The sequence below is a fragment of the Bradyrhizobium sp. USDA 4532 genome, from assembly GCF_024171315.1.
GTDB lineage: Bacteria > Pseudomonadota > Alphaproteobacteria > Rhizobiales > Xanthobacteraceae > Bradyrhizobium > Bradyrhizobium australafricanum.
On sequence record NZ_JALJZN010000001.1, the window covers coordinates 4,779,517 to 4,799,037 of the forward strand.

The following is a 19,521-nucleotide window of genomic DNA, read 5'->3' on the forward strand; positions in this document are numbered from 1 at the left end:
GTCATTTGCCCGTGATGTAGCCGGGGATCGCGACATAGCGCTCGAGGAAGCGCATCGCGGTCACCACGACGAAATTGAGGAGCAGGTAGAGCACGGTTGCCGCCGTGAACGCCTCGAACACCTGGAACGAGAACTCCTGCATCGAGCGGGCCTGGCCGGTCAGTTCGATCAGGCCGATGGTGATGGCGACCGCGCTGTTCTTGATGGTGTTGAGGAATTCGGAGGTCAGCGGCGGCAGGATGATGCGGAATGCCATCGGCAGCAGCACGTAGCGATAGGTCTGCACCGTGGTGAGGCCGAGCGCGGTCGAGGCCTGCTTCTGCCCGCGCGGCAGCGAGGTGATGCCGGCCTGCAATTGCACGGCGACGCGCGCCGACATGAAGAAGCCGACGCCGATCGCGGCGGTCCAGAACGGCGCATTCGGCAGTTGCTTCAGCCACAGCCCGGCCGACCGCGGCAACAATTCGGGCAGCACGAAGAACCACAGGAACAGCTGCACCAAGAGCGGCATGTTGCGGAAGAACTCGACCCAGCAGAAGCCGATCCACGACGCGGTCCGCGACGGCAGCGTGCGCAGCACGCCGATCACCGAGCCGGACACCAGCGCGATGATCCAGGCCAGCACCGACACCTTGACGGTGACCACCAGCCCCGACAGCAACAGGTCGAGATAGGTGCCGGTCCCCATCGGGTTCGGCTCAAGGAAGATGTGCCAGTTCCAATTGTAGTTCACAGGTCCCCCACGCGGCCGTGCCGGTCACGGCATTACGCCGGCATCGCGCGCGGCGTCTATGCAAATGTCCGGCCATTCTCCTCCAAAAATGGCCGGACATGCTAACTTTCAGGACCCGCTCCCAAAAGGGACGACGGGTCATACACAGCGGTCAGTTGACTAGATAGGCATCCGGATCCGGAGAGTCCGACGGCTTCGCAAACTGCTTCTTCATCTCCGGTCCAGCCGGCGAGTTGAGATTAAGGCCCTTCGGCGGGATCTTTTGGGTGAACCACTTGTCATAGATCTTCTGGCCCTCGCCGCTGGTGTAGAGCGCGGCGGTTGCGGCGTCGACGACCTTCTTGAACGGCGCGTCGTCCTTGCGCAGCATGATGCCGTAGGGCTCGGGCTTGGAGAACGCGTCCTTGGAGATCACGTAGTCATCCGGCGACTTCGAGCCGGCGACGAGGCTCGCGAGCAGGATGTCGTCCATCACGAAGGCGACCGCGCGGTCGGTCTCGACCATCAAGAAGGCCTCGGCGTGATCCTTGGCCGGGATGATATTGACGCTCAGCCCGCGCGCGAGGTTGGCCTCGGTGAGCTGCTTGATGTTGGTGGTGCCGGCGGTCGAGACCACCGTCTTGCCCTTCAGATCGTCGATCGAATTGATCTTGCTCGCCTTCTTGGTGACGTAGCGGCTGGCGGTCAGGAAGTGGCTGTTGGTGAAGGAGACCTGCTTCTGGCGCTCGGCATTGTTGGTGGTCGAGCCGCATTCGAGGTCGACGGTGCCGTTGGCCATCAGCGGAATACGCGTCGCCGAGGTCACCGGGTTGAGCTTGACCTCGAGCTTGTCGAGCTTCAGCTCCTTCTTCACGGCATCGACGATCTTGTAGCAGATGTCCATGGCGTAGCCGACCGGCTTCTGGTTGTCGTCGAGATAGGAGAACGGGATCGAGGAGTCGCGGTAGCCGAGCGTGATCGCGCCGGTGTCCTTGATGTTCTTCAGCGTGCCGGTCGGCTCCTGGGCTTGCGCCTGGCTCGCGCCCAGCGCGGCGGCGAGCGCGAAGCCGATCAGATAGTTGCGTGTCATACGTCTACTCCTTGCGTGGAAACGGTCGTTCTAGTGCGTGAGAATATCAGCGAGGACGGGTGCGATATAGCGGCGAAACAGTTCCGGATTCTCGCTCATCGGAAAATGACCGAGCTGCTCCATGATCGTGACGCTGGCGCCCCCTATTGCCGCTGCGGTCCGCCTCGTATCCTCGGGCGTGCAGGAGAAATCATACTCGCCCGTAAGCAGATAGAGGTTGCATACTTTAGTATCGATTGACGCGACCCGGCCGCGCAGGTCGCCGTCGACACGGTAGAAATACAGGTCGCCCTTGAACACGCCGGGGCCGCCCTGCTTGTAGGCCCACAGCGTTTCCATCCGCGCAGGCTCCGGGCTTTGCGGGGCGATCAGCCCGGACACCAGCGCGGCGCAGACTTCGCCGCCGTGAACGTCCGGCCGGTTCAGCCAGTTCGTGTCATACCACGGCGCCTGGAAATCGGCAGCCTCGAGCCCGATCAGCGCGCGGAACTCGGCGGCATATTCGATCGCAAGGTTAAGCACGATGCGGCCGCCGATCGAGCAGCCCATCACGACAGGCTTCTCCAGCCGCAGCGCACGGCAGAAAGCGCGGATGGTCTCGGTGTAGCGCGCAGTGGTGAGTTGGTATTCATCGCCGGTCCAGCTCATCGGCGGATTCGACTTGCCATGCCAGGGCATATCGAAGGCAATGATGCGGAAATTTTCGGCAAATTGCGTATCCGCGAGCAGATGGCGCCACTGCCGCGCATCCGATCCCGCGGTGTGCAGGCAGACCAGCGGAATGCCCGTGCCGTTCTCCTCGAAATAGATCCGGTGCAGCTCGCCGCCGATCTCGACGTGAACGTAGCGGCCGACCATCGGCTCGATGTGGCCGTCCATGATCTTGCCGCTCATGATACGGCCGCCGCGAAATGCTGCCGCGGCAGCGCCAGCAGGTCCTTGAAGTATTGCAGATGCGCCATGAAGGGATGCAGGTCGCCTTCCAGCACGGCCTCGCCGCGCCTGGTCAACGCCAGCAGATCGTGCCAGCCGGGCTTCGGCTCGGCCTGCCAATAGGCGGACCAGGCCTGCGGCGTCGCGCGATAGGAAAAGCGCCAGGAGCGCATCAGGATCGGCGAAGGCGCAAGTTCGACGATGCGCCCGGCCCGGATCGCGGCATGAAACGGCCGCGCCATCGGGCCGATCAGGCAGTCGCAATCAAGCAGCCGCCCGCGCGCAAGCAGCCGAGGGGCCTCGTCGAGCAACGCGGGAAGGCCGGCAAACGCCCTCGTCACAGCGTCGTCGGTGGCGTCAGGCGATGGCGTCATCTGTCGGGCGGCGTTCCTGCAGCGGGCGGCGCCATGATGACGGCAAGCGCGCAATCCCGCAAGGCGCCGATGCCTTTGGGTTCCCTTGATTATTCGCTTGACCAAACCCGGCTTGCCGGTCAGGCGCGCACACCCCGCGCCCTCCCGGCACAGTGCCAGGAACGGCCAATCCGTCCGACCAAAGGCCGATTGAATTCCGCGGCTCGGCAGGTCGCGCCAAATCGCGGCAGACCAATTGTCGCAGCCGGCGCTTCGAGCGCAATTCGCGCTTCCGTTGCCCGCCCCGTTCTGTCCAATGCGCTCGGTCCCAGCATGACAGGGACGATCATTGCCAACACCGAACAAGACGCGGCCGCGATCGAACGCGGTCATAAGGGAGAGATCGAGATGTCGCACCGCAATCGCTTGATGGTCCTGCTCGCCGCCGGCATGCTGGTGTCAACAGCGGCGCTCGCGCAGGACTATCCGACCAAGCCGATCACGCTGATCGTGCCATGGCCGGCGGGCGGCTCGACCGATATCTCGATGCGCGCGATCGCCGAGAGCGCCTCGAAGGTGCTGGGCCAACCGATCGCGGTCGACAACAAGGCGGGCGGCGGCGGCACCGTGGGCCCCGCGACGATGGCCGCCGGCGCCAAGCCCGACGGCTACACCATCGCCCAGATCCCGATCACAGTGTTCCGCCTGCCCTTGATGCAGGAGGTGTCCTGGGATCCGGCGAAGGATTTCTCCTACATCATTCACCTCACCGGCTACACCTTCGGCGTCACCACCAACGCGGAGTCGCAGTTCAAGACCTGGCAGGACGTAGTCGATTTCGCCAAGAAGAACCCGGGCAAGGTGACCTATGCGACGCCCGGCACCGGCACCTCGCTGCATGTCGGCATGGAGCAGATCGCCCTGATGGCCGGGATCAAGCTGACCCAGGTGCCGTTCAAGGGCGGCGCCGAGACCAATGCGGCCGTGCTCGGCCAGCACACCATGCTGCAGGCGGATTCCACCGGCTGGCGGCCGCTGGTCGATGCCGGCAAGCTCCGCCTCTTGATGGTGTGGACCGGCGCGCGCTCGCCGAACTATCCGGACGTACCGACGCTGAAGGAGCTCGGCTACCCCATGGTCTATGACTCGCCGTTCGGCATCGCCGGCCCCAAGGGCATGGACCCCAAGATCGTCGCCAAGCTGCACGATGCCTTCAAGAAGGCGATCGAGGACCCGGCGGTGATCGCAACGCTGGCCAAATACGACATGGTGCCGAACTACAAGAACACCGAGGACTACAAGAAGTTCGTGGGGGAGGTCACCGAGTCCGAGCGCAAGGTGATCGACACGCTGGGGCTGGCGAAGAAGTAAGGACTGGCCGCGAAGTCTCCGTCCGTCATTGCGAGGAGCGAAGCGACGAAGCAATCCATCCCTCCGCACATGCGGTGAAATGGATTGCTTCGCTTCTCTCGCAATGACGGGGATAGGTCGATGCCCCACCTTGCGACTTGACGAGAGCACATCCCATGACAGACCAAACCAACGTCAAATTCCGCCTCAACAACTCCGAGCTCTGGGGCGGGCTGATCGGGCTCGGGCTCGGCGCCTTCGTGATCTGGTCGGGCCTCAAGCTGAAGCTCGGCACCATCAACGATCCCGGCTCCGGCTACGTGCTGTTCTACACCGGCATCCTGATGTGCGTGTTCGCGGCCTCGATCATGATCGCGGCGGTCACCGAGGGCGGCCCGACCTTCGCCTCGCGCTGGGAGAATGCGCGCTGGGGCAAGCCGGTGCTGGTCATCGTCTGCCTCACGGCGTTCGCCTTTGCGCTGGAGCCGCTCGGCTTCCTGCTGTCGGCGATTCCGCTGATGCTGTTGCTGCTCCGCGTGATCGATCCGGTGCGCTGGTCGCTGGCGATCCCGCTGTCCATCCTTGCCCCGCTCGGGATGTGGTGGGTGCTGAAGCACCTGCTCGCGATCCAGCTGCCGAGCGGCATGTTCGAGATCGGTTGAGCGCCCATGGATACTCTCGTCAACGTCGCCCACGGCCTCGGCGTCGCGCTGCTGCCGATCAACCTGCTCTACTGCTTCATCGGCGTGTTCATCGGCACGCTGGTCGGCGTGCTGCCCGGCATCGGCCCGATCTCGGCGATGTCGCTGCTGCTGCCGGTGACGCTGTCCGGCACGCCGGAATCCGGCATCATCATGATGGCCGGCATCTATTACGGCTCGATGTATGGCGGATCGACCACCTCGATCCTGGTCAATATCCCCGGCGAAGCGGCTTCCGTCGTCACCTGCATCGACGGCCACCAGATGGCCAAGCAGGGCCGCGCCGGCCCCGCGCTCGGCATCTCCGCCTTCGGCTCGTTCATCGCCGGCACCTTCGCGCTGATCGCCCTGATGCTGGTGGCGCCGTCGCTCGCCAGCGTCGCGATCGCGTTCGGGCCGGCCGAATATTTCAGCCTGATGGTGCTCGGCCTCGTGGTGCTGACCTTCCTCACCCAGGGCTCGATGGCCAAGGCGCTGTTGATGGCCTGCATCGGCGTCGTGCTCGGCCTGGTCGGGCTCGACAGCATCACGGCGCAGCCGCGGCTGACCTTCGGCCGCCTCGAGCTGATCGACGGCATCGGCCTGGTGCCGGTCGTGATGGGCCTGTTCGGCGTCGCCGAGGTGCTGCTCAACACCGAGCAGGCGATCAAGCGCGACATCATCAAGACCAGGATCAACCAGTTGCTGCCGAGCAAGGAGGACTGGAAGGCCAGCGCCGGACCGGTGGCGCGCGGCACGGTGCTCGGCTTCTTCCTCGGCATCCTGCCCGGCGGCGGCGCCGTGGTGGCATCGTTCGCCTCCTACGCGCTGGAGAAGCGGCTCTCGAAGCATCCGGAGCGCTTCGGCCACGGCGCGATCGAGGGCGTCGCGGGGCCGGAATCGGCCAACAATTCCGCGGCCGGCGGCGCCTTCATTCCGCTGATGACGCTCGGCATCCCACCGAACGTGGTGATGGCGCTGCTGCTCGGCGCCTTCGTGATCCACGGCCTGCAGCCGGGGCCGCTGATGATCTCGCAAAACCCGACGCTGTTCTGGGGCATCGTCGCCAGCATGTATATCGGCAATTTGATGCTCTTGGTGCTCAACCTGCCGATGATCGGCATGTGGGTGCAGCTGCTGCGGCTGCCCTACAACGTGCTGTTCCCGCTGATCATCCTATTCACGATCATCGGCGTCTACTGCTCCAGCAACAACGTGTTCGACGTCCACGTCATGATCGCGTTCGGCGTGATCGGCTATTTCATGCGCAAGCTCGGCTACGAGCCGGCGCCGCTGGTGCTCGCCTTCGTGCTCGGGCCGATGCTGGAGAACAATCTGCGCAAGTCGCTGATCCTCTCGCAGGGCGACCTCATGACCTTCGTGGAGCGGCCGATCTCGGCGATCTGCCTCGCCTTCGCGCTGGTGCTGCTGGTCGGCCCGCTGCTGCCCTCGCTGCGCAAGAAGCGCGAGCTGGTGGCGCTGGATGAGGGGGCGTAGGAGAGCGAGCCCGACTTCAGCCGCGCCGGCAGCGCGCCCCCTCGCCCCGTTCTTACGGGGAGAGGGTTGGGGTGAGGGGCTGCCTCCGCAAGCACGGTGATAGCAGTATCCGCGGAGGCCCCCCCTCACCCGCACGCGGGGAGAGGCGAAGCGGCAGCTCAACCGACCTTCGCCGCACGCCCGTTCTTCGGCGCCTGGGCGAGCGCGCGGGCCAGCACCTGGGCTTCCTTCTTCAGCATGTCGGCGAGCTCGCCTTCGCGGCGACGGATGCGGTCGGACGCGGCGCCGATCGAGAGTGCGGCGACCACCTCGCCGGCATCGTCGCGGACCGGCACGCCGACGCCGCCCATGCCGGGGAACGCGGCGTCGATCAGCACGGTGTGGCCGGCCTTGCGCGCCATGGCGATCCGCTCGCGCAGGAACTTTGGCGTGATGCGCGGCGATTTCGCCAGCCGCGGCACGATCACCTCGATCACAGCCTCGATCTCGGCATCCGGCAGCCAGACCAGCAGCGCCAGCGCGCCGGCGCCGACACCGAGCGGACGGCGGCTGCCGATCTGCAGATAGTTCGGCTGCAGCGGATGGTTGCCGACCGAGCGCGCCAGATAAAGCGCCTCGACGCCGGATCGCACCGACAGCAGCGCGGTATCGGCCGAGCGCTCCGACAGCCGGAGCAGGCTCGGCTGCGCCAGCTCGGCGATGTCGACCGAACGGCGCGCGCCGACCGCCATCACCCGCGCCTCCTGGCCGAGCTCATAGGTCTTGGCGCCGGCGACGCGGCTGACGAAGCCTTCCTCGATCAGCGAGTTGAGAATGCGCAGCGCGGTCGCCTTGTTCAGCGAGGTGGAGTCGGCGATGTCGGTGAGCCGCAACGGCGAGCGCTGCGCCAGCACGCGCAGGATCGCGCACACCTTCTGGATCGCGTTGAACTTGTCGGGTTGGCCCGGCTCCGGCAGTGGCCTCTTGCGGCTGGTCCGTGCGGTCGCAGTCGTGGAGGCGTTCATGCCCTGGCCTTCCTTGCCGTCAATTCCAAATCCTGAACCGGGCAGGACGAAGATGCGCGCCCGGCCGAAATCATCCTAGGACGGATGACGTGCGCCGGACACCGTATACTTTCGTCAGATGAAACTTTGATTTCGACTATCTACGCTGCTGTGCAACAATGAGGATATTTGAATTTCGCATCACGAAATCTGATGCGGTTAGCATGATCCTTTCGAAAAACCGCTTCGCACTTTTTCGGATCATGCGCTACGCCAGCCGCAGCCTGCGGATCGTGAACAGCGCGCAGAGGCTGAGGATGCAGACCGCGGTGAGATAGTAGCCCGGCGCGAGCTCGCCGATCGCCGCGAAGCCACCCATCCAGGTCATGATCGCCGGCCCCATGCCGCCGAACAAGGTGACGCCGATATTGTAGCTGAGACCGAGCCCGGTCGCACGCGTCGCCGCCGGAAACAGTTCCGACATCAGCGCGGCGAGCGGCCCGTAATACAGCGACTTGAGGACGCCGAGCCAGAGCACGCCGATCAGGATGATCATCGGCGTCGGCTTGCCGGTGAGCAGGAGGAAGGCCGGGAAGATCGACACCAGCAACAGCAGCGCGAACAGGATCATGTGGGTGGTGCGTCCGATCTTGTCGGAGACCATGCCTGCGATCGGCGCCAGCAGCGCAACCGCGGTCTGCGCGGCGAACGAGGCGATGAAGCCGACCGATGGCGCGAGGTTGAGCGTCTTCACCACATAGGTCGGCATGTAGACGATCAAATAGTTGACCGCGGTCGACACCGCGAGCGCGCCGATCGCGAGCATCGTGGCGAGCTTCTGCCGCGCGAACACTTCCCTGACCGGCGATTCCTTCTTCGCCGCCGGCGGCGGGGTCGCATCGTCGACGTGGTTGCGGATGTAGATGCCGACCGGGCCGATCAGGACGCCGAACAGGAACGGCAGCCGCCAGCCCCAGTACTGCAAATCCTCCGGGCTCATCAGCGAGGTCAGCAGTGCACCGAAGCCCGCGCCCAGCAGCCCGCTGACGCCCTGGCTCGCGAACTGCCAGCTCGCCACGAAGCCGCGCCGCTCCGGCATGTGCTCGACCAGGAACGCAGTCGAGGAGCCGAACTCGCCGCCGGCGGAAAAGCCCTGCACCAGCCGTGCCAGCAGCACCGCGATCGGCGCCAGGATGCCGATGGTCTGATAGGTCGGCATCAGCGCCAGCACCAGCGTGCCCAGCGTCATCAGCACGATCGACAGCATCAGCGAGGCCTTGCGGCCGTGCCGGTCGGCATAGGCGCCGAGCACGACGCCGCCGATCGGGCGGATCAGAAACGACAGGCCGAAGCTGCCGAAGGTCAGGAGCAGCGAGGTGGTCGGATCATTGGCCGGGAAGAACGCCTTGGAGAGATACACCGCGAAATAGGCATAGACCGAGATGTCGTACCATTCGAGCGCATTGCCGACCGAAGTCGCGACGATCAGGCGGGTGATGTTTTTCTTGTCGACCGCTGTTGCGCGCTGAGCGTCCGCCGAAGTTGATAGTGTCATTACATTTTCCTTGCCGGTGAAGGCACCAGCTTTTCAACTCGAAATGGCCGGCTTGACCCGGCCATCCACGTCTTCCCCGTCATCCGCGCGCAAAGGCTTCGCCTTTGTCGCTGGAGGTGCGAGCTCTTGCGAGCCTCGAAGGATGCACGGCCCCACTGGTGGCCGTCGATCCTTCGAGGGCCGCTGAAGAAGCGGCCACCTCAGAATGACGGGGAACAAGCGAGCCCAGCTCCTTATCCCTTGTGCTTTGCCTCGCCGAGGTCCCAGAACAGGCCGGCCATGATGGTCAGCGCCTCCTCGGTCACCGGCAGCAGGATGTGCTCGTCGGGGGCGTGCTGCGAGCAGCCCGGATAGGAATGCGGCACCCAGATCGTCGGCAGGCCGAGGCCTTCGGAGAACACGTCGTTCGGCAGCGAGCCGCCGAAATTCGGCAGCACCGCCGGCGCCTTGCCGGTGGTGGCGCGGATCGAGTTCGCCGCCCAGTCGATCCACGGGCTATCCATGTCGGTGCGCGAGGCGGCAAAGCGCTGCGTGCCCGAGACCTCGACCATCGGGAAACCGTTGTTGTGCAGATAGTCCCGCACCGCGTCGATCACCTCGAGATGCCGGGTGCCGACGACGAAGCGGAGCTGCAGCACGGCGTTGGCCTTGCCGGGAATCGCGTTGGCGGGCTTTTCGATATTGCCCGACGACATCGCCAGCACCTCCAGCGTGTTCCAGGCGTAGAGCCGCTCCGCCGCGGTCAGGCCCTCCTCGCCCCAATCTTCCGCCAGCGCCGGTTCGTCCGCCGTCGGCTTGATCTCGACGTCGGCGAGCGCGGCGCGGACGCGGTTCGAGATCGGCGGCGGTTTCAGGATCTCGAGCTTCATGCGGCCCTTGCCGTCGACCAGGCTCGCGATCGCGCTCGCCAGGATCGTGGCGGGGTTGGCGAGCACGCCGCCCCAATTGCCGGAATGGTTGCCGCCCTCGCGCAGATTGACGTCGAGATGGATGCGGTTGCCGCCGCGGCAGCCGAGGAAGATGGTCGGCCGCTCCGCCGACAGCCGCGGCCCGTCGGAGGCAATGAACAGGTCGGCCTTCAGCTCCTCGCGATGCGCCTCGCAGACCTCGCGCAGATCGGGCGAGCCGATCTCCTCGCCGGTCTCGATGATGAATTTGGCATTGAAGCCGAGCTTGCCGCCGCGCGCCTGCTTCACCGCGCGCAGCGCCGCCATGTTGATCGAATGCTGGCCCTTGTTGTCGGCGGTGCCGCGGCCATAGACGCGCTCGCCCTTGACCGTGGTCTGCCAGGGATTGAGCCCGTCGCGCCATTCGCCGACCATGCCGTCGACGACGTCGCCATGGCCGTAGGTCAGCACGGTCGGCCGCGAAGCGTCTTCCTGGTAGTCGGCAATCAGATAGGGCCCACGGCCGGTCGGCGACTCGATCAGGTGGGTCTTGAAATCGAGCTCGGCGAAGGCCGGTTGCAGATTCTCCACCAGATAGGCGCGCAGCGCATCGGCCTTGTCGGCATTCAGGCTCTCGGTCTGGTAGCCGACCCTGCGGTCCAGTTCCTTCAAGAACTCTCCCGATTGAAAATGCTCTCGCACCTTTGCGATTGCGTCGGCCCGTGTCGCCATGATTGTTCCTTCGTCCGGTCGCGTCTTGGCATGATCGCACCGGAACGCCATGCTTTGCGTCCCGATCATGCTTCTGGAGGGGCGCAACCTATCGGGATCGGCTCGCGACCGGAAGGGCGCGAAATGCGAATGGGCCTTGCCAAAACGTGGGAAGTCGCAACAAGTTGAAGCGGGACGCCCGGCATCGACCGGGCAGCATTCGAAGCGGCGCGCAAGGTTTCGACCAAGGTTTTCTACAATGACAAAACAAATCCGGCTCAACGCCTTTGCCATGAACTGCGTGGCGCATCAGTCGCCGGGTCTGTGGACCCATCCGCGCGACCGCACCAAGGACTACAACAAGCTGTCCTACTGGATCGATCTGGCGAAGACGCTGGAGCGCGGCCGGTTCGACGGCCTGTTCCTCGCCGATGTGCTCGGCGTCTATGACGTCTATGCTGGCAATCCGGATGCGGCGCTGCGCAACGCGGCGCAGACCCCGGCCAACGAACCGTTGATGCTGATCCCGGCGATGGCCGCGGTGACCGAAAATCTCGGCTTCGGCGTCACCAGCAATCTCTCCTTCGAGCCGCCCTACCCGTTCGCGCGGCGGATGTCGACGCTCGATCACCTCACCGGCGGCCGGGTCGGCTGGAACGTGGTGACCGGCTATCTCGATTCCGCCGCGCGCGGCGCCGGCAAGGACAAGCAGACCGCGCATGACGACCGCTACGAGCTCGCCGACGAATATATGGAGCTGGTCTACAAGCTCTGGGAAGGCAGCTGGGAGGACGACGCCGCGATCCGCGACGTCGCGCGCGGCATCTTCACCGATCCGAGCAAGGTGCATCCGGTACGCCATGACGGCAACAACTACCGGCTCAACGCGATCCACCTGTCGGAGCCGTCGCCGCAGCGCACGCCGGTGCTCTACCAGGCCGGCACTTCGCCGCGCGGCCGGCAGTTCGCCGCCGAGCACGCCGAATGCGTGTTCATGTCGGGACCGTCGGCGAAGGTGATCGGTCCGCGGGTGTCGGCGATCCGCGAGCTCGCCGCCGCGAAGGGCCGCAACGCGGCCGAGATCCTGATGTTCTCGATGATGTGCGTCGTGGTGGCGCCGACCGAGGCGGAGGCGCAAGCGAAGTACGCCGAGTATCGCAGCCATATCAGCCATGAAGGCGCACTGGCGCTGATGTCGGGCTGGACCGGAGTCGACTTCTCGACCTATTCGCTCGACCAGGAGGTCCGGCACGTGCAGAACGACGCCGGCCGCTCCGCGATGGACAACGTCACCCGCGCCGATCCCGACCGGGTCTGGACCGTGCGCGAGGTCGCCGAGCATGTCGGCATCGGCGGCGCCGGCCCCGTGGTGATCGGAACGCCGGAGCAGGTCGCCGACAAGATCGAGCAATGGTTCGAGGACACCGACGTCGACGGCCTCAATGTCGCGTTTGCGATCTCACCCGGCGATTTCGAGGACATCGCCGACATGCTGGTGCCGGAGCTCGTCAAGCGCGGCCGCTACAAGCGGGAGTATGCCAAGGGCACCTTGCGGGAGAAGTTGTTCGGCGCAGGGCGTGCGAGGCTGGACGCGACGCATCCGGCGACACGGTATCGGGTGAAGCGGAGTGCTGCGGCGGAATGATCCGCGCCGTCATTGCGAGCGAAGCGAAGCAATCCATCGTTCCGCATATGCGGGATCATGGATTGCTTCGTCGCTTCGTGCCTCGCAATGACGCGGCACACACATCTGCCCATCCCGTCATCCTGAGGAGCGCGCTCTTGCGCGCGTCTCGAAGGATCGACGGCCATCGGCCGGGCCGTGCATCCTTCGAGGCTCGCTCCGCTCGCACCTCAGGATGACGGTGAGAGGAGAGCGCATCGTGAAAAGTCAATTCACCGCATTGCTCACCACCACCTCGATCAGCTTCGCACCCGGGCGGCTGAACGCCGACTTCATCACGCTCTTCAGCTCTTGCGGGTCGGTGATCCTGATCGCCTCGAGCCCAAGCGAGCGTGCGACGCCGGTGAAATCGACCGGCGGGTCGATGAAATCCATGCCGACATAGTTGTCGTCGCCGTGGAAGGCGAGCAGGCGCTGCTTGATGATGCGGTAGCCGCCATTGTTGACGATGACGAAGGTCAGCGGCAGCTTGTGATTGGCGGCGGTCCACAGCGACTGGATCGAATACATCGACGAGCCGTCGCCGGAATAGCACACCACCGGACGCTCTGGATTGGCGAGGCTGACGCCGACCGCGGCCGGCAGGCCCCAGCCGATGCCGCCGGATGCCAGCGCGTGATAGCCGTAGCGGTCGCGATGCGGCCGCAAGCCAATGATCTGACGCGACGAGGTCAGGCCCTCGTCGACCAGGATCGCGTTGTCGGGCATCGCCTCCACGACCTGCAACGCCAGCCAGTCCGGATCGATCGGCGAGGTCTGACTCGCCTTCGAGATCTGTTCGACCAGCGCCTTGCGCTTCGCCGCCCAGTTCTTCGTCAACAAGGCCGCGAGTCCCTGCCTGGCACGCGTCTCCAGCGCGCCGCCGCCGGCCTCCTTCAACGCCGGCACCAGCGCGCGCAGCGTTTCCTTGACGTCCGCCTTCACCGCGATCTCGGCGCCATAGTTCCTGGCGAGGTCGCTGTCGACCAGGCCGACCTGCACGATCGAGAGGCCGTCCGGCAGCGGATCGACCTCGCTGTAGACCGACATCCGCAGCGGATCGCCGCCGAGCGCGATCAGCAGATCATGCGGCGCCAGCACGTCGCGCGCGACCTTCTGCAGCCGCGCGATCGCGCCCATGAAGCTCGGGCTTTCGGAGAGGAAGTGCGAACCATAAGGAGTCGGCGATTGCCAGGCCGGGCAGCCCAGCGTCTCGGCGAGATCGGCTGCCTCGCGCAGCGCATCGCTTTTCACGATCTCGTCGCCGACGACGATCACCGGTCGCTCCGCTTTCAGGATGCGCGCGGCCAGCGCCTTGAGCGAATCCTCCGACGGCCTCACCCGCGTGTCGATCCGGGTGGAGCGGCCGAGCTCGATGCCGGCTTCGGAATTGAGGATGTCGCCGGGCAGCGAGATGAACACCGGCCCGGTCGGCGGCGTGGTCGCGATCTTGGCGGCGCGGCGCACGATGCGCGGCAGGTCTTCGAGCCGCGTCACCTCGACCGCCCATTTCACCAGCGGCGTCGCCATCTGCACCAGCGGACCGTAGAGCACCGGTTCGGTCAGGCCGTGGCCCTGTTCCTGCTGCCCGGCGGTCAGGATCAGCGGCGTGCCGGTGAAGCTGGCATTGTAGAGCGAGCCCATCGCGTTGCCGAGGCCCGGCGCAACATGAACATTGCAGGCGACCAGCTTGCCGGAGGCGCGGCTGAAGCCGTCGGCCATCGCGACCACCAGGCTCTCCTGCATCGCCATCACATAGGTGAGATCGGGATGGTCCTTCAGCGCGTGCATGATCGGCAGTTCGGTGGTGCCGGGATTGCCGAACAGATGGGTGACGCCCTCATCCTTCAGCAGCGCCAGAAATGCCGAGCGGCCGGTAATGCGATTTTTCATGTTCCCTCCAGGCCTGTCGGCGCGTTGGCCGACGGGGATCAAGGGAGATGACCAAACTTGCGCGCGAGGGGCAATCGAGCGAGCGGTCATGGCCGCATTCCGCAGGCGCGCGCCTGAGGTGAAGCGCTCGCTAGAACATCCCCTCGCGCGCGCTGCGCTTCCTCTTTTTCGAGCGCTGCCAGACCACGCCGGGATAGCCCTTCAGCGGCACCAGCGGCTCGCCGGTGTAGGCCCATTCCTGCAGTTCCTCGATCGCGATGTGATAGAGCGGCTGCCGGCCGGTGCGCCCCGAGAACAGCGCGCGCGGGATGTTGACCATGTGCGGCGACCGCGCGCGTTCGTAGATGATGGGCGTGCCGCAATTGGCGCAGAAGCTGCGCGCGGTCTTGCTTTTCGCGTCCTCGTAGCGCGACAGCTCGCTTTCGCCTTGCGTAATGCGGAAGCGCTTCTTCCAGCTGCCGACATAGGTCGCATAAACCGCACCATGGGCGCGGCGGCTGGCGGCGCTGTGATCATGCCAGGCCCAGCGCGCCGGCACGTCGATCTCGAACCGCACCTTGCCGCACAGGCATTGGCCGGCCGCGGGCTTCGCCAGCGCCACCGGCTTTGGCTTCTTGGTCGGCTCGAACTCGTCGTCCGGAAACATCGCGGTCTCCCATCAAGGCGTTGTTGCCCGGACGAGCGAAGCGATATCCGGGCTACGAAGAGTTACGCCTGCGCCAGTTCGTCGTGCACGGGATAATCCGTGTAGCCCTTCTCCTCGCCGGCATAGAAGGTGGCGCGGTTGTACTTGGTCAAGGGATAGCCGCGCTGCAGACGGCGCGGCAGATCCGGGTTGGAGATGAAGTAGCGGCCGAACGCGATCGCATCGGCATGACCTTCGGCGACCGCGCTCTGCGCGGTTTCGCCGACGAAATTGCCGGCGGTGATCAGCACGCCGCTCCACATCGGGCGGTACAGCACCATCGCCGACGGCACGTTCTGCCAGTCGACCTCGGCACGCCCGGTGCCCGAGGCGCGCGGCTCGATGAAATGCAGATAGGCGAGCCCGAGCTTGTCCAGCGCCTTGATGGCGTGGCTGTAGAGCGGCATCGGGTCGGCCTCGCCGCTGCCATTGGCGATGCCGTAGGGCGAGAGCCGGACGCCGACGCGGCTGGCGCCCCAGACCTCGGTCACCGCCTGCGTCACCTCCATCAGGAAGCGGACGCGGTTCTCGATCGAGCCGCCATACCGGTCGGTGCGCAGGTTGCTGCGCGACTGCAGGAACTGCTCGATCAGATAGCCATTGGCGCCGTGAACCTCGACGCCGTCGAAGCCGGCGGCGAGCGCGTTCTTCGCGCCTTGCCGGTAGGCCTCGACCATCAGGGCGACCTCGTCGGTCTCGAGCGCGCGCGGCGTCTCGTAATCGACCACCTTGCCGTCCGCGGTCATGCACTTGAACTCGGAGGGGATCGCGACCGCCGACGGCGCCACCGGCAGCGCGCCGCCCGGCTGGAACGAGGAATGCGAGACGCGGCCGACGTGCCAGAGCTGCAGGAAGATCAAGCCGCCCTTGGCGTGCACGGCATCCACCACCTCGCGCCAGCCCGCGATCTGGGCCTCGCTATAGATGCCGGGAACACCGGGATTGCCGAAGCCGGTCGCGACCACCGGCGAGGCCTCCGCGATCAGCAAGCCGCCCGGGGTGGCGCGCTGCGCGTAGTATTCCGCGTTGATCGGCCGCGGCGCGAGGCTCGGCCGCGCCGCCCGCATACGCGTCAGCGGCGCCATCACGACGCGATGTTCGAGCTGGTAGGGACCGATCTTGAGCGGAGAGAACAGCGACGGAGGATTCATGCCTGCCCCAATTAATCTTGTGTCATTTCCCGTTGTAGTCCGGGCATGATCCGCCCGGAAAACCGGTACCCACTTTTCCGGATCATGCCCGTTATCTAACGAGTTCATCTTGTTCATGAAAGCGGGTAGTGGCAATCTGTTGCCACGAGAACAGGTCTCCCATGTCGAAATCGAGCGCCTCATCGCTCCCCTCCCTCAGCGTCCGCATCGACCTCGATGCCGAGGACCGGATCGGGCCGGGCAAGATCCTGCTGCTTGAGCGGATCAAGGAATGCGGCTCGATCTCCGCCGCCGGTCGCGCCATGGACATGAGCTACAAGCGCGCCTGGGACCTGGTCGACGAGATCAACCGCATCTGCCGGCAGGCGGCGGTGGAACGGCAGACGGGCGGCAAGAATGGCGGCGGCGCGGTGCTGACCCCGTTCGGCCTCTCCTTGGTGGCGCGCTACCGCAAGATCGAGCGCGACGCGGCAAGCGCCGTGCGCAAGGATCTCGAGGCGCTGCGCAGCGACATCGGCAAGCCGAAGAAGGCCGCGGGGCGGTGAACGCAGGAACCGGCGGCTGTCGCTGGGGCGCTTACGAAAATATCGAAAACAACCCCATGCAAAGGAGCCGGCGACGGCCGGCGTTCGACAACCCAACTTGACGCGTCGGGCAAATCAGGGGTGTTATTCTAATTTCCGAAATCATGCGGGCGTTGGAGCGGAGAGCTCCCCTCGGCGAACACGCCGAGCGTTGAGACCTGTACCCCCTCACCCGGATTGCATCTGGCGATGCAATCCGACCTCTCCCCGCAGGCGGGGAGAGGTGAAGAGAAACAGCGGGACCAGCCCTAAGCTGTCTTGATCCAGACCGCCTTGACGTTGAGATATTCCTCGACGTGCTGCTTGCCGGACTCGCGGCCGTAGCCGCTCATCTTGTAGCCGCCGAACGGCACCGCCGGATCCATCGCCTGGTAGCAATTGACCCAGACCGAACCGGCGCGCAGCGCCTTGGCGACCTGGTGCGCCTTGCTGACATTGGTGGTCCAGACGCCCGAGCCGAGGCCGAAGGTGGTGGCGTTGGCGCGCTTGATCAGTTCGTCCGGATCCCTAAACGAGATCGCCGAGATCACCGGGCCGAAGATCTCCTCCTGCGCGATACGCATGTTGTCCTGCACGTTGGCGAACACGGTCGGCTGCACGAAATAGCCCTTCGACAGCGCGCCCTCGGTGAGGCGGCCGCCGCCGGCAAGCGCCTTGGCGCCCTCCTTCTGGCCGATGTCGAGATAGCCCGACACGCGGTCCATCTGCTGCTGCGACACCAAAGGGCCGATCTGGGTGTTGGGATCGAGGCCGTTGCCGACCTGCAGCTTCCTGCCGAACTCGGCGACGCGGCCGACGAATTCGTCATAGACCTTCTGCTCGACGAACAGCCGCGTGCCGGCGCTGCAGATCTGGCCGGAATTGGCGAACACCGCCATCGCCGCACCGGGCACCGCGGCGTCGAGATCGGCGTCGGCGAACACGATGTCCGGCGACTTGCCGCCGAGTTCGAGCGAGACGCGCTTGAGGTTGCCGGCCGAGGCGCGGATGATCGACTGGCCCGTGACGTGCGATCCGGTGAAGGCGACCTTGTCGACATCCGGATGCGAGGCAAGCGCGGCGCCCGCGGTCTCGCCATAGCCCGGCACGACGTTGACGACGCCGGGCGGAATGCCGGCCTCCATGCAGAGTTCGCCGATGCGCAGCGAGGTCAGCGGGGATTCCTCGGCCGGCTTCAGCACCACGGTGCAGCCGGTCGCGATCGCCGGGCCGATCTTCCAGATCGAGGCGGTCAGCGGCCCGTTCCAGGGGATGATCGCGCCGACCACGCCGATCGGCTCCTTCAGCGTGTAGGAGAAGATCTCACCGGGCAGCGAGTTCTCGATGGTCTCGCCGTGGATCGCGGTCGCCTGGCCGGCATAGTAGCGCAGCATGCCGAGCGCGCGCAGGCGGTTGCCGCGGGTCCGGCTGATCGGTGCGCCCATGTCGAGCGTGTCGAGCTGAGACAGTTCCTCGAAATTGGCTTCGACCAGTTCGGCCAGCTTGAGCAGCATGTTCTGCCGCTCGAACGGCTTCACCTTGCTCCAGGGCCCTTCGAACGCGCGGCGCGCCGCCGCGACCGCACGGTTGATGTCCTCGGCATCGCCCTCGGCGACCGACGCGAGCAATTCACCGGTCGCGGGATTGTGCGTCTCGAACTTCTTGCCGGAGGCGGCGTCGACCCATTTGCCGTCGATCAGCATCTTCTTGTAGGAGCCATCGGCATAAGGATGGCGCGTGATCGGAACAGCCTGCGAAACAGCCATGTTTGCACTCCCTGTAAAATGTCGGCTGAGGTCTTTTGGAAGCGTTATATCCCGAATTCTACAGCGCGAACGCGAAACCGTAAAGCCGAGCCGGCGTTGATCAGGGCGGCACGCACGAAAACCTCCCATGCGCGTGCGTGCATGGTACGATAGCGACCGCACCTCAGCCACACATGTGTCCGGAGACCGCAGATGCCCCACCCCGTGATATCAGCCAATCATGTTGCCGTGATCACCGGCGGCGCCTCCGGCATCGGACTTGCCGCCGCATTGCGGTTCGCGCAGGCCGGCATGAAGGTCTGCATCGCCGACCTCGACGACGACCGGCTGAAGGATGCTGCGACAAAGCTGTCATCTGCGGCGCCGGGCGGCGCTGATGACATTATGACGGCGGCTGTCGACGTCAGCCGCGCCGACGCGGTCGCAAGCCTGGAGGCCGCGGTCGCGAAAAAGTTCGGCGGCACCGACATCCTGATGAACAATGCCGGCATCCAGCCCGGCAGTGCGATGTTCGGGCCCGCGGACAATTGGCAGCGCATCCTTGGCGTCAATCTGTGGGGCGTGATCAACGGCACCCAGGCGTTCGCGCCCAACATGATCAAGCGCGGCCGGCCGGGATTGATCATCAACACCGGATCCAAGCAGGGCATCACCACGCCGCCGGGCGATCCCGCCTACAACGTTTCCAAGGCCGGCGTGAAGGCATTCACCGAAGCGCTGCAGCACGAGCTGCGCAACACCGCCGGCTGCAAGATATCGGCGCATCTCTTGATCCCCGGCTTCGTCTTTACCGGGCTGACCGCGCGCGGCCGCACCGAGAAGCCGGCCGGCGCCTGGACAGCGGAGCAGACCATCGACTTCATGATCGAACGCCTCGATGCCGGCGATTTCTATATCCTCTGCCCCGACAACGACGTGCCGCGCGCACTCGACGAACGCCGCATCCTGTGGGCCGCCGGCGACATCGTCGAGAACCGCCCGCCGCTGTCGCGCTGGCATCCGGATTACGGCGATGCTTTCGCCGCGTTCGTGAAGGGGAGGTAGGGCCA

17 protein-coding genes are annotated in these 19,521 nt (G+C 65.5%); 6 read left to right on the forward strand and 11 right to left on the reverse strand.

Annotation, left to right across the window (positions count from 1 at the left end; translation table 11 throughout):
* Position 1: 1 nt before the first annotated feature.
* The 4 genes from J2R76_RS21855 to J2R76_RS21870 all read right to left on the reverse strand — a co-directional run bounded on the left by J2R76_RS21855 (position 2) and on the right by J2R76_RS21870 (position 3,109).
* Positions 2 to 733, reverse strand: a complete 732-nt coding sequence (locus J2R76_RS21855; protein ID WP_050385176.1) for an amino acid ABC transporter permease — start codon at positions 731 to 733, stop codon at positions 2 to 4.
* 151 nt (positions 734 to 884) lie between these two features.
* Positions 885 to 1,802 carry an amino acid ABC transporter substrate-binding protein gene (locus J2R76_RS21860; protein WP_057015477.1) on the reverse strand — a complete coding sequence of 306 codons (918 nt, stop codon included), beginning with the start codon at positions 1,800 to 1,802 and terminating at the stop codon, positions 885 to 887.
* A 30-nt stretch (positions 1,803 to 1,832) separates the two neighbouring features.
* Complete coding sequence (locus J2R76_RS21865) at positions 1,833 to 2,696, reverse strand: alpha/beta fold hydrolase (protein WP_200844555.1); 864 nt, start codon at positions 2,694 to 2,696, stop codon at positions 1,833 to 1,835.
* Entirely contained in the window at positions 2,693 to 3,109 is a 417-nt protein-coding gene (locus J2R76_RS21870; RefSeq protein WP_076827607.1) for a hypothetical protein, read from the reverse strand. The genes J2R76_RS21865 and J2R76_RS21870 overlap by 4 nt, the downstream gene beginning before the upstream one ends.
* 387 nt (positions 3,110 to 3,496) lie before the next feature.
* Between J2R76_RS21870 and J2R76_RS21875 the strand changes: the two genes are divergently transcribed.
* The 3 genes from J2R76_RS21875 to J2R76_RS21885 all read left to right on the forward strand — a co-directional run bounded on the left by J2R76_RS21875 (position 3,497) and on the right by J2R76_RS21885 (position 6,615).
* Positions 3,497 to 4,459 (forward strand): tripartite tricarboxylate transporter substrate binding protein, encoded by a 963-nt coding sequence (locus tag J2R76_RS21875; RefSeq protein ID WP_076827755.1) that lies wholly within the window; start codon positions 3,497 to 3,499, stop codon positions 4,457 to 4,459.
* Positions 4,460 to 4,614: 155 nt separating this feature from the next.
* On the forward strand, positions 4,615 to 5,100 hold the full coding sequence (locus tag J2R76_RS21880) for a tripartite tricarboxylate transporter TctB family protein (RefSeq protein WP_028332964.1): 486 nt from the start codon (positions 4,615 to 4,617) through the stop codon (positions 5,098 to 5,100).
* 6 nt (positions 5,101 to 5,106) lie between these two features.
* On the forward strand, positions 5,107 to 6,615 hold the full coding sequence (locus J2R76_RS21885; RefSeq protein ID WP_028341157.1) for a tripartite tricarboxylate transporter permease: 1,509 nt from the start codon (positions 5,107 to 5,109) through the stop codon (positions 6,613 to 6,615).
* A gap of 158 nt (positions 6,616 to 6,773) precedes the next feature.
* On the opposite strand, the gene J2R76_RS21890 is transcribed toward J2R76_RS21885, so the two are convergent.
* From J2R76_RS21890 to J2R76_RS21900, 3 genes are all read right to left on the reverse strand, one after another.
* The gene (locus J2R76_RS21890; RefSeq protein ID WP_057015479.1) at positions 6,774 to 7,619 is read right to left on the reverse strand and encodes an IclR family transcriptional regulator; all 846 of its coding nucleotides are present in this window, start codon (positions 7,617 to 7,619) and stop codon (positions 6,774 to 6,776) included.
* A gap of 247 nt (positions 7,620 to 7,866) precedes the next feature.
* Complete coding sequence (locus J2R76_RS21895; protein ID WP_076827609.1) at positions 7,867 to 9,153, reverse strand: MFS transporter; 1,287 nt, start codon at positions 9,151 to 9,153, stop codon at positions 7,867 to 7,869.
* Between the two features lie 233 nt (positions 9,154 to 9,386).
* On the reverse strand, positions 9,387 to 10,772 hold the full coding sequence (locus J2R76_RS21900) for a M20 family metallopeptidase (protein ID WP_076827757.1): 1,386 nt from the start codon (positions 10,770 to 10,772) through the stop codon (positions 9,387 to 9,389).
* 238 nt (positions 10,773 to 11,010) lie between these two features.
* Here J2R76_RS21900 and J2R76_RS21905 point away from each other — a divergent pair, with 238 nt between their 5' ends.
* The gene (locus J2R76_RS21905) at positions 11,011 to 12,396 is read left to right on the forward strand and encodes an LLM class flavin-dependent oxidoreductase (protein ID WP_076827611.1); all 1,386 of its coding nucleotides are present in this window, start codon (positions 11,011 to 11,013) and stop codon (positions 12,394 to 12,396) included.
* A 246-nt stretch (positions 12,397 to 12,642) separates the two neighbouring features.
* Here the strand turns inward: J2R76_RS21905 and J2R76_RS21910 are convergent, their stop codons facing one another.
* The 3 genes from J2R76_RS21910 to J2R76_RS21920 all read right to left on the reverse strand — a co-directional run bounded on the left by J2R76_RS21910 (position 12,643) and on the right by J2R76_RS21920 (position 16,143).
* Positions 12,643 to 14,307, reverse strand: coding sequence for a thiamine pyrophosphate-binding protein (locus tag J2R76_RS21910; RefSeq protein WP_141339597.1), 1,665 nt, complete (start codon positions 14,305 to 14,307; stop codon positions 12,643 to 12,645).
* 130 nt (positions 14,308 to 14,437) lie between these two features.
* Entirely contained in the window at positions 14,438 to 14,953 is a 516-nt protein-coding gene (locus tag J2R76_RS21915; protein ID WP_076827615.1) for a GFA family protein, read from the reverse strand.
* Between the two features lie 62 nt (positions 14,954 to 15,015).
* Complete coding sequence (locus tag J2R76_RS21920; protein ID WP_076827617.1) at positions 15,016 to 16,143, reverse strand: alkene reductase; 1,128 nt, start codon at positions 16,141 to 16,143, stop codon at positions 15,016 to 15,018.
* 161 nt (positions 16,144 to 16,304) lie between these two features.
* Between J2R76_RS21920 and J2R76_RS21925 the strand changes: the two genes are divergently transcribed.
* Complete coding sequence (locus tag J2R76_RS21925; RefSeq protein WP_016846469.1) at positions 16,305 to 16,688, forward strand: winged helix-turn-helix domain-containing protein; 384 nt, start codon at positions 16,305 to 16,307, stop codon at positions 16,686 to 16,688.
* Between the two features lie 287 nt (positions 16,689 to 16,975).
* Here J2R76_RS21925 and J2R76_RS21930 read toward each other — a convergent pair whose 3' ends face one another.
* Entirely contained in the window at positions 16,976 to 18,472 is a 1,497-nt protein-coding gene (locus J2R76_RS21930) for an aldehyde dehydrogenase family protein (RefSeq protein WP_057017888.1), read from the reverse strand.
* 192 nt (positions 18,473 to 18,664) lie between these two features.
* Between J2R76_RS21930 and J2R76_RS21935 the strand changes: the two genes are divergently transcribed.
* Positions 18,665 to 19,516 (forward strand): SDR family oxidoreductase, encoded by an 852-nt coding sequence (locus J2R76_RS21935; RefSeq protein WP_076827619.1) that lies wholly within the window; start codon positions 18,665 to 18,667, stop codon positions 19,514 to 19,516.
* The last annotated feature ends 5 nt before the right edge of the window (positions 19,517 to 19,521 follow it).

What these genes read in the sequence shown, in the direction of transcription:
- J2R76_RS21860 (WP_057015477.1), bottom strand. Translation starts at nt 1,802, where the DNA reads ATGACACGCAACTATCTGATCGGCTTCGCGCTCGCCGCCGCGCTGGGC.
- J2R76_RS21865 (WP_200844555.1), bottom strand. Translation starts at nt 2,696, where the DNA reads ATGAGCGGCAAGATCATGGACGGCCACATCGAGCCGATGGTCGGCCGC.
- J2R76_RS21870 (WP_076827607.1), bottom strand. Translation starts at nt 3,109, where the DNA reads ATGACGCCATCGCCTGACGCCACCGACGACGCTGTGACGAGGGCGTTT.
- J2R76_RS21875 (WP_076827755.1), top strand. Translation starts at nt 3,497, where the DNA reads ATGTCGCACCGCAATCGCTTGATGGTCCTGCTCGCCGCCGGCATGCTG.
- J2R76_RS21880 (WP_028332964.1), top strand. Translation starts at nt 4,615, where the DNA reads ATGACAGACCAAACCAACGTCAAATTCCGCCTCAACAACTCCGAGCTC.
- J2R76_RS21885 (WP_028341157.1), top strand. Translation starts at nt 5,107, where the DNA reads ATGGATACTCTCGTCAACGTCGCCCACGGCCTCGGCGTCGCGCTGCTG.
- J2R76_RS21890 (WP_057015479.1), bottom strand. Translation starts at nt 7,619, where the DNA reads ATGAACGCCTCCACGACTGCGACCGCACGGACCAGCCGCAAGAGGCCA.
- J2R76_RS21895 (WP_076827609.1), bottom strand. Translation starts at nt 9,153, where the DNA reads ATGACACTATCAACTTCGGCGGACGCTCAGCGCGCAACAGCGGTCGAC.
- J2R76_RS21900 (WP_076827757.1), bottom strand. Translation starts at nt 10,772, where the DNA reads ATGGCGACACGGGCCGACGCAATCGCAAAGGTGCGAGAGCATTTTCAA.
- J2R76_RS21905 (WP_076827611.1), top strand. Translation starts at nt 11,011, where the DNA reads ATGACAAAACAAATCCGGCTCAACGCCTTTGCCATGAACTGCGTGGCG.
- J2R76_RS21910 (WP_141339597.1), bottom strand. Translation starts at nt 14,307, where the DNA reads ATGAAAAATCGCATTACCGGCCGCTCGGCATTTCTGGCGCTGCTGAAG.
- J2R76_RS21915 (WP_076827615.1), bottom strand. Translation starts at nt 14,953, where the DNA reads ATGTTTCCGGACGACGAGTTCGAGCCGACCAAGAAGCCAAAGCCGGTG.
- J2R76_RS21920 (WP_076827617.1), bottom strand. Translation starts at nt 16,143, where the DNA reads ATGAATCCTCCGTCGCTGTTCTCTCCGCTCAAGATCGGTCCCTACCAG.
- J2R76_RS21925 (WP_016846469.1), top strand. Translation starts at nt 16,305, where the DNA reads ATGTCGAAATCGAGCGCCTCATCGCTCCCCTCCCTCAGCGTCCGCATC.
- J2R76_RS21930 (WP_057017888.1), bottom strand. Translation starts at nt 18,472, where the DNA reads ATGGCTGTTTCGCAGGCTGTTCCGATCACGCGCCATCCTTATGCCGAT.
- J2R76_RS21935 (WP_076827619.1), top strand. Translation starts at nt 18,665, where the DNA reads ATGCCCCACCCCGTGATATCAGCCAATCATGTTGCCGTGATCACCGGC.